We start from the raw sequence: 7,697 nt of genomic DNA, 5'->3' as shown, positions 1-7,697 counted from the left end.
GGGGCGCGGCCGAGGCGCTTGTCGGCAAACCCGGTGCGCGAGCCGAGGTGTCGGTGGAGGAGGCCGCCGACCTGCTGTACGGCCTGCTCAGCCCCGAGCTGTACCTGTTGTTCGTCCGTGAGCGCGGGTGGACGCGCGAGCGCTGGGAGCGATGGGTCGGCGACACCCTCCGCGCCCAGCTCTGCTCCATACGAGGTGATTCATGATGGACGGCGTCATTCTGAGCCCCGTCGCCCGCGTCCTTGGCGGACGGCCCGATATGTACGAGGACAACTGGTATGACGTCAAGGCCGTCATCCGGCTGGAGGACCGCTTCGAGGCGTCGGCCCTGCAGGGCTTACAGGAGTTCTCCCATCTGGAGATCGTCTTCCAGTTCGACCGGATCGACGATGAGAACGTGCAAAGCCGGCCGCGTCCGCCGCGCAAGAATCCCGACGGCCCGCTCGTGGGCGTTTTCGCGCACCGTGGACCGTACCGGCCCAACCGGCTCGGCGTCTCTGTGTGCCGGCTGCTGGCCGTCGATGGACGCGACCTGCATGTGGCCGACCTGGACGCGCTGGACGGCACCCCTGTTCTGGACATCAAGCCGTACTTGGTCGAATTCGCGCCCACCGATCCGGTCCGGCAGCCCGCCTGGGCGACCCATCTCATGAGCGAGTACTACAAGGCTTGATCAGGTTTGGCGGCGGCTGCGGTAGGCGGCGGTCTTGGCACCGCCGAGGCTGGTGTCAAGGATGTCCGGGGCCCGGCCGACCGTCTCGCTCAGGGGCGCGGTGACCTGTTCCGGCGTCTGGCCCTCGTAGCGGTGACCATGGTCAAGGACGTAGCCGTGCCTCCTGACGCGCGGTTGCGCGAACCGTGCCGCCCGCCGGCACGTCTACCGAACATGAGGATGCTTCCAGTCGCAGTGCTCATCATGCTCGCGACGGCCTGCGGTTCCAGCCGAGCTCCGGTCACTGCCCACGAGTTCGACGAGTTCACGGACCGCGCCCGTGAGGTCGCCGAACGCTGGCAGAGTTCGGCGGAGAGAGCCCTGGATCGCGGGGTTCGTACCGTTGCGGAACCTGACCCTGGAGTCCGATTGGGGACGCATGCCCCGCTGGGTCGGGCGGAGCGTGATCAACAGCGCCTGGAAGCTGGAGACCGAGCTCCCGGCCGAGGTGCCCGCCCCGGCCAAGCTGCGCTGGGCCGATAAGAGCACGCTGAACGTGCCGGTGCTGACGGCCACAGCCGCCTACGCCGGGCTCAGCAAGCCCAAGTCCTTCGTCGACGAGGAGTGCCCGGCCAAGGGCTGCCGGCCACTGCGCGTGGTCGCGGTGGCGCGGGGCGAGGCCACGATGCCCAGCAGTCGGGGGGACGTGCGGGTACCGACGTGGGACTTCACCGTGAAGGGCGTGCCGGAACCGTTCCGGCGGGTGGCGGTGGACCCGGAGGCGATGGGCGGGCCGCCCCGACCGCTGGACCGCGGGATCCAGGAGGTGAGCACCTACGAGGTGCGCGCGCCGACTCAGCTCCAGTTGAGCTATACGCACGGCATTTGCGACACGACGTACGGCTCGCGCGTCCACGAGACGCCCGAAGCGGTGGTCGTGGGCGTCGACGTCCGGCTCAACGACAACGTGGAGGTCTGCAACGACATAGGGAAGACGGACCGGATCGGCGTCACGCTGCGCGAGCCTTTGGGCCGCCGGGTGGTGCTGGACTCCAGCAGCGGGGTGCCCCTGCTGCCGCGGAGCGACATCCGCCTGGTCGAGTTCCAGAACTATGACCCCCGCCGCTCCTAGCCAGGCGACACGTACCTGCGGGGCTGCACCGGGTGACTCTACGGCCGAGCGATCCGCACCATGACATCACCGAAGTCGACCTCTGCCTCGGTGCCGTGTCGATGCTCATGGTGGACGACACTCGGACAAGACCCCAGGATGTGTGGGCGCCGCTGCGGCAGGCCGAGCCGGTGGAGGCCGCGAGCCGACAGGCCCTACCGAGGTGCCGGTTGGCGCCTGGTCAGGCCGGGTCACCCAGGTCCAAGCGGTCAACAAGCCCAGCGGCGGTGAAAGCGGCAACCAGCTCCTCACGGCCTTCTGTGAAGTGGGCCCAGCCGTTGTAGTGGACGGGAACCACCCTGCGGGCGTCGAGAATCTTGGCAGCCTCGGCAGCCTGGGCGCTGTCGAGGACAATGAGCGCGCCGTCGAAGAGGACGGTGAAGCGAGGAGCTCCGGCGAAGAGGATGGCGGTGTCCACCGGGCCGAAGCGTTCGCCGATTTGCTTGACCAGGTCGAGCGAGGCGTTGTCGCCGCTGATGTAGACGGTGGGCAGGCTCTCTCCGGTCAGCACGAATCCGACGACTTGGCCGGTGAACGGCTCGACCTCCTCACGTGTGCCGGGGCCGTGGATGGCGGGCACGCCCGTGACGGTGATCGTGCCGCCGCCGGGGCGGTCCAGTTCGATCGACTCCCAGTCGGCCAGCCCCTTGACCCCATTCTTCAGGCGCTGCTCACCCCCGGGCGTGGTGAGGGTGAGCGGGACGTCGGCGAGCAGGGCTCGGCCTGAGTGGTCGAGGTTGTCGGGGTGCTCGTCGTGGGAGAGCAGGACCACGTCGATACGGCCGAGGTCGGCCGGCGCGGCGGTGGAAGGCGCCGTCTTGGTCAACTGGCCGCCCGGTACCTGATAGTCGCCGGGAGCGTCGAAGGTCGGGTCGGTCAAGAATCGCAGGCCACCGTACTCGAAAAGGGCGGTCGGGCCGCCGAAGACGCGTACGGGGATCTCCTCAGTGGTCGTCCTGGTATCAGCCATCGAAAAACCTCACGGATGAAGAGCGGTTTATCCGTGAATGACGGTAGCGGTGTCTCACGGATGAATGCAAGCCGTACCATGAATGCCATGAGCGAGTTCCTGACCGCCGACTCTGTGGCGCCGCCCGCGCCGGGTGCGGAGGACTACCTCGCCCTCGACTTCGTCAACAGCGCAATCGCGCTGCCCGGAGGGCAGTTCATCGATCTCCTCGGCACCCCTGCGGCGACGAATCAGTGGCTCACCGAACGCGGCCTCGCTCCCGCCGATGCCGGGGTGCGAGAGATGTGCGCGACGCAGCTCCGCTCGCTGCGCGAACACGTCAGGGGATTGTTCGCCGCCCGTGTTGCCGGGCTGCCCGCCTTGCCCACCGCTGTGTCCGCCGTCAATGACGCCCTGAGCAGGGCCCCCACGGCCGCCCTGCTGTACTGGGACGAGAAGAACGGCCCCTACCGGGCGGCGCCGTGCCCCACCAACGAGATCCTCGACCGCGCTCTCGCGGCCCTTGCGGCCAACGCGGCCGACCTCCTCACCGGCCCCGACGCCGACCGCCTCACCGCCTGCGGTTCCACCCCCTGCAACCGCTACCTGCTGCGCCACGGCCGCCGCCACTGGTGCTCCATCCGCTGCGGCGACCGCGCCCGCGCCGCACGCGCCTACGCCCGACGCACCCAGTCGAAGGCGGACTGACGAAACCTCCTTGAGACCGTGACGTGAAGGGGAAGGGGGACTCCGTCCCGGCCGCCTCCTCGGTGTCGTTATCGACACCGAAGCGTCGCAGTGCGCTTTAGTGATCGACTTGGCGTCGACTTGGAACGAGGCCGGCCGGGCTGCCTGCTGACTGACCGTCCCTACATTGCGGCTCGCCGTAACTTCGGGAGCTTCGAGACGACATCACCAGAAGGACGTCGAGGGCTGGCCCTTCCTGTCCCGCTCGGCGCCGCCGTAGGGAACCGAGTCAGCGGGACAGGGAACTGCCGAGCTGAGTGCTCACTGAGCCGATACCCAACTGATCGGAGCGGAAGACCTGGGTGCCGCTGCTGGAGACGCCGGAGGCCGATCCACGCAGGACCACGATCATGCCATGGTGCGCGTACTTGCCCGGGGCGCCGACGATGACCTCGGCCTTGCCGTCGCCGGTGACGTCGAGCACCCTGACGGTCTGACCGAAGCTGTCACGCCCCTGGGACTGCTCGCCGATGGGGTCGGTGTCGGGCTCCCCGGGGGAGCTCATGCGGTCCTGCGTGATGATCCGCACGGCATCGACCGCCGGGCCACGGGCCGAGTTCGGGGACCCGGGGATGACCACGACCTGGCCCGCTCTGTGCTGTCCCTCGACGTCGGCGTCGGGAAGGCCCAGGACGATGTCATCGGCGCCGTCGCCGTTGATGTCACCCACGTCCAGGTCGAGCCTGCGCCCGGTACCGGCGTCGAACCAGTTGAGGTCGTGCCTGGAGAACCCGGGGAACTGGGAGAAACCCGACGCCGAGCCGTACCACACCTGCAGGCCGCGGGTGCTCGGGGTGGCCATCACCACGTCCAGTCGCCCGTCGCCGTTCACGTCGCCCATCGCCACCTGGGAATCCTGCTTCGGGCACCCCAGCACGTCCCTGTTCTGGGTGGTGCACAGGCCGCCCCAGGCCCACAGGCCGCTGTCGAGCGTCACCGGGTCCTTGGTCACGTCGTCCAGCAGCCACAGGTAGGGAGACTCCTCCTGTTCGTCCACCCACCTGTGAACGATCATCGCCATCTGCTGCTTGCCGCCGCCACGTACGTCGCCGGTGGCGATGGACTTCACATAGACGGGCCCGTCGTAGAGGCGGTTACGGGTCCACCCGCCGCCGTTGAGGCGGGAAACCAGCTGGGAGACGAGGTAGACCCGAGTCTTGCCCTGAACGTGGGTGTCCTGGATGCCGATCACGTCGGCGCCCGGCCGACCGTCGAACTCCCCGACCCTGAGGAACCGCGTGTTCTCGCCGGGCCCCTGTCCGGAGTAGACCGTCTCGGCGTGCCCCGACTTCCAGGAGTCGATCTGCACGTACCCGTATCTGTTGGCGAAGACGACCTCGGCCGCGTTGTCGCCGTCGAGGTCGCCGGCGGCCACCGGATCGCCCGAACCGAAGCAGCCGGGCGTGCAGTTCTCCGGGGGACGGCGCACCGTGTAGCGATTGATGCCGTCCGGCCCTCCGTGCAGGATCACGACCCCTGCGCTGAGACCGTTGGTGCCGACTGCCAGGTCCTGATATCCGTCGCCGTCGAAATCCCTGCTGCCGCCGACGGCCGCGCTGGCGGCGGGCTGGGCGGGAGAGGCGATGACCGCGGTCAGGGCGAGTAGGGCCGCCGACCACGCCGGCTTGTTCATACGCATGGCGCCAGTATTGGGATCACACTTGTAGATCGGTTGGATCGGTGACCGTTCGCCGGCTCAGCGGGGCGGTTCGGGCAGGCCGCAGCCGAGTCGTCGAAATCGACCCACACCGCGGATGGGATTGGGGCCGGTCGGACGCCGTACGGGGTTGGGATCCCCAGGGTGGCCCACCGGTGAGGCCAGGATCCGCCCGTCTGCCGGCCGCAGCGATCACGCCGGTCGAGGGGTGACCTCGACCGGCGTGTCACCACGAAACGGCTCAGACCACCGCGCCCGACCCTTCGCGGACGTGGGGCGCCCGCCGCTTGCTCGTCTGCTGGGGCGGTGGCTGCTTGCTGAACCGCTCCAGCTCGATCGCCGCAGGCCCGGCCAAGAACATCGACGACAGCGTGCCGACGAAGATGCCGATGAGCAGCGCGATCGCGAAGTCCCGCAGGGAGTCACCGCCGAACACCGCCAGCGCCGCCACGACGAACATCGTGCTGCCGCCGGTGTTCACCGTGCGTGGCACCGTCTGCAGGATCGCGGTGTTGACGACGCGGTCGAACGGCGTCTTCCGGTTCGCCGGCCACAGTTCTCTGACCCGGTCGAAGACGATGACCTTGTCGTTGACCGAGTAGCCGACGATCGTGAGCAGGGCGGCCAGGAAGACACCGTCGATGGGTTTGCCCAGCCAGGCGAACGCGCCGACGACGGCCAAGGTGTCCACGAACAGCGCGGCCACGCTGGCGGCGCCGAACGTCCATCGGAACCGGATCGCGAGGTAGACGAGCTGCGCCGCCAGCGCGACGCCGAGCGCGATGAGCGCGTTCCTGCGCAGTTCCTCACCCATGCTCGGCCCGATCAGCTCGTCACGCTGCTTGGTGACCTCACCCACCCGCTCGCCCAGCTTCTTCTCGATGCGCACCACGTCGTCGGCGCCGATCTGCCCGGTCCGTACGGAGATCGCGTCGCCCGACATCTGCACGACGGCCGAGGGGAACCCGGCGTCCGACACCGCCTGCCTGGCCGTCCCGGCGTCGACGGTCCGACTGGTGGCGAACTCCATGATCCGGCCGCCGGTGAACTCCACGCCGTAGTTCAGCCCGCGGGTGAAGAGACCCGCGGCCATCACCACGAGCAGCCCGGCCGAGATGACGAGCCAGAGCCGGTTGCGCGACATCAAGTCCGGGTTCCGCCGGGTCAACCAGGACCGCACCCGGCCGACCGACGACAGGCCGGACGCCTTCGGGCCGATCCGGCCGATCACCAGGTGGGTGAGCACCCGAGTGATCACCATCGCCGAGAACATCGAGACGATGACGCCGATGGCCAGCGTCACCCCGAATCCCTTGACCGGTCCCGACGCCAGCCAGAACAGCAGACCGGCCGCGAGCAGGGTGGTGATGTTGGAGTCGGCGATCGCGCTCCAGGCGTTCTTGTACCCCCGGTCGAGCGCGGCGCGCAGGCCCCTGCGGGGCCACTCGTGATACTCCTCCCTGGCCCGTTCGAAGACCAGCACGTTGGCGTCGATCGCCATGCCGATCGCCAGCACGAAACCGGCCAGGCCGGGCAGGGTCAGGGTGGCCCCGAGCGCCACCAGCCCCGCGTACGAGATCAACGCGTAGCAGCCGAGGGCGACTGCGGCGAGCACGCCCACCAGGCGGTAGATGACGCCGATGAACAGCGCGGTGAGGAGCACACCGAGGACTCCCGCCTTCGCGCTGGCCTCGATCGCCTCGGCGCCGAGCGTCGGGCCGACCGTGCGCTGCTCGACCAGCTCAAGCGGCACCGGGAGCGAACCGCCCTTGATCAGCACCGCCAGGTTCTGCGCCTCCTCGGCGCTGAACGATCCGGTGATCTGGGTGGTGCCGCCGGCGATGCCGGCGTTGCAGCCCACCGTGTCGTTCACTTGCGGCGAGGAGATGACCTCGTTGTCGAGCACGATGGCCACCCTGCGTTTGGGATCGCCGATCGGCTCGCAGGCCGCCTTCCCGGTGAGCTCCCGCCAGGGGCCCGCCTCCTTGAAATCGATGGTGACGAACCAGCCGAACCCCATCTGGGGATCGGTGTACGCCGCGGCGTCGGTAACGTCGGCCCCGCTGATGGCCACCGGGCCGAGCTTCAGCTTCTGGCCGCTCTCGTCCGCGACGGCGTCCTTGTCGCCGTCCTCGGCGGCGCCGAGGACCGAGTGGAAATTGAGCTGCGCGGTCTTGCCGATGACCTTGGCCGCCTCACGCGGGTCGAGCACGCCGGGCAGCTCGGCGATGATCCTGTTCTCGCCGGAACGGACCAGGGTGGGATCGACGACTCCGAGGGCGTCCGCGCGGCGCCGGAGGACGTCGAGAGCACGGTCGGCGGCTTCCGAGTCCGCCTTGACCGTGGGGGAGTCCCTCGTCTCGAAGACGAGCTGGGTCCCGCCGCGCAGGTCCAGACCGAGGCGCGGAGCCATGGTCAGGGCCAGCGACAGCGAGGTCGCGATGACGGCAAGCGCCGCCAACGCACGCCACAAGGGCGCACGTGACATTCGAGCCTCCACAGGCTTGTCGTTATAGGAAAC

General features: G+C 68.9%; 6 protein-coding genes and 1 pseudogene. 4 read left to right on the top strand and 3 right to left on the bottom strand.

What is annotated here, in order from left to right:
- From AWQ68_RS43735 to AWQ68_RS27195, 3 genes and pseudogenes are all read left to right on the top strand, one after another.
- Positions 1-206: pseudogene (locus AWQ68_RS43735) on the top strand (TetR/AcrR family transcriptional regulator); the annotation flags it as partial.
- Complete coding sequence (gene tsaA / locus AWQ68_RS27200; protein ID WP_157545776.1) at positions 206-673, top strand: tRNA (N6-threonylcarbamoyladenosine(37)-N6)-methyltransferase TrmO; 468 nt, start codon at positions 206-208, stop codon at positions 671-673. The pseudogene AWQ68_RS43735 and the gene tsaA, both read left to right, overlap by 1 nt.
- Positions 674-1,055: 382 nt before the next feature.
- On the top strand, positions 1,056-1,784 hold the full coding sequence (locus AWQ68_RS27195; RefSeq protein WP_157545774.1) for a hypothetical protein: 729 nt from the start codon (positions 1,056-1,058) through the stop codon (positions 1,782-1,784).
- A 220-nt stretch (positions 1,785-2,004) separates the two neighbouring features.
- On the opposite strand, the gene AWQ68_RS27190 is transcribed toward AWQ68_RS27195, so the two are convergent.
- A complete protein-coding gene (locus AWQ68_RS27190; protein WP_066945112.1) occupies positions 2,005-2,793 on the bottom strand; it encodes an MBL fold metallo-hydrolase in 789 nt (262 codons plus the stop codon).
- Positions 2,794-2,880: 87 nt separating this feature from the next.
- Between AWQ68_RS27190 and AWQ68_RS27185 the strand changes: the two genes are divergently transcribed.
- Positions 2,881-3,480 carry an ABATE domain-containing protein gene (locus AWQ68_RS27185; protein ID WP_066945110.1) on the top strand — a complete coding sequence of 200 codons (600 nt, stop codon included), beginning with the start codon at positions 2,881-2,883 and terminating at the stop codon, positions 3,478-3,480.
- 268 nt (positions 3,481-3,748) lie between these two features.
- On the opposite strand, the gene AWQ68_RS27180 is transcribed toward AWQ68_RS27185, so the two are convergent.
- Together AWQ68_RS27180 and secD are read right to left on the bottom strand one after the other, a co-directional pair.
- Complete coding sequence (locus AWQ68_RS27180) at positions 3,749-5,158, bottom strand: FG-GAP-like repeat-containing protein (RefSeq protein WP_157545772.1); 1,410 nt, start codon at positions 5,156-5,158, stop codon at positions 3,749-3,751.
- Between the two features lie 259 nt (positions 5,159-5,417).
- Entirely contained in the window at positions 5,418-7,664 is a 2,247-nt protein-coding gene (gene secD, locus AWQ68_RS27175; RefSeq protein WP_066945104.1) for a protein translocase subunit SecD, read from the bottom strand.
- Positions 7,665-7,697 lie beyond the last annotated feature (33 nt).

Origin of the sequence: Microtetraspora fusca, assembly GCF_001570365.1 — a bacterium.
Taxonomy (GTDB): Bacteria; Actinomycetota; Actinomycetes; order Streptosporangiales; family Streptosporangiaceae; genus Microtetraspora; species Microtetraspora fusca.
This window is presented reverse-complemented; position numbering and strand designations above follow the sequence as displayed.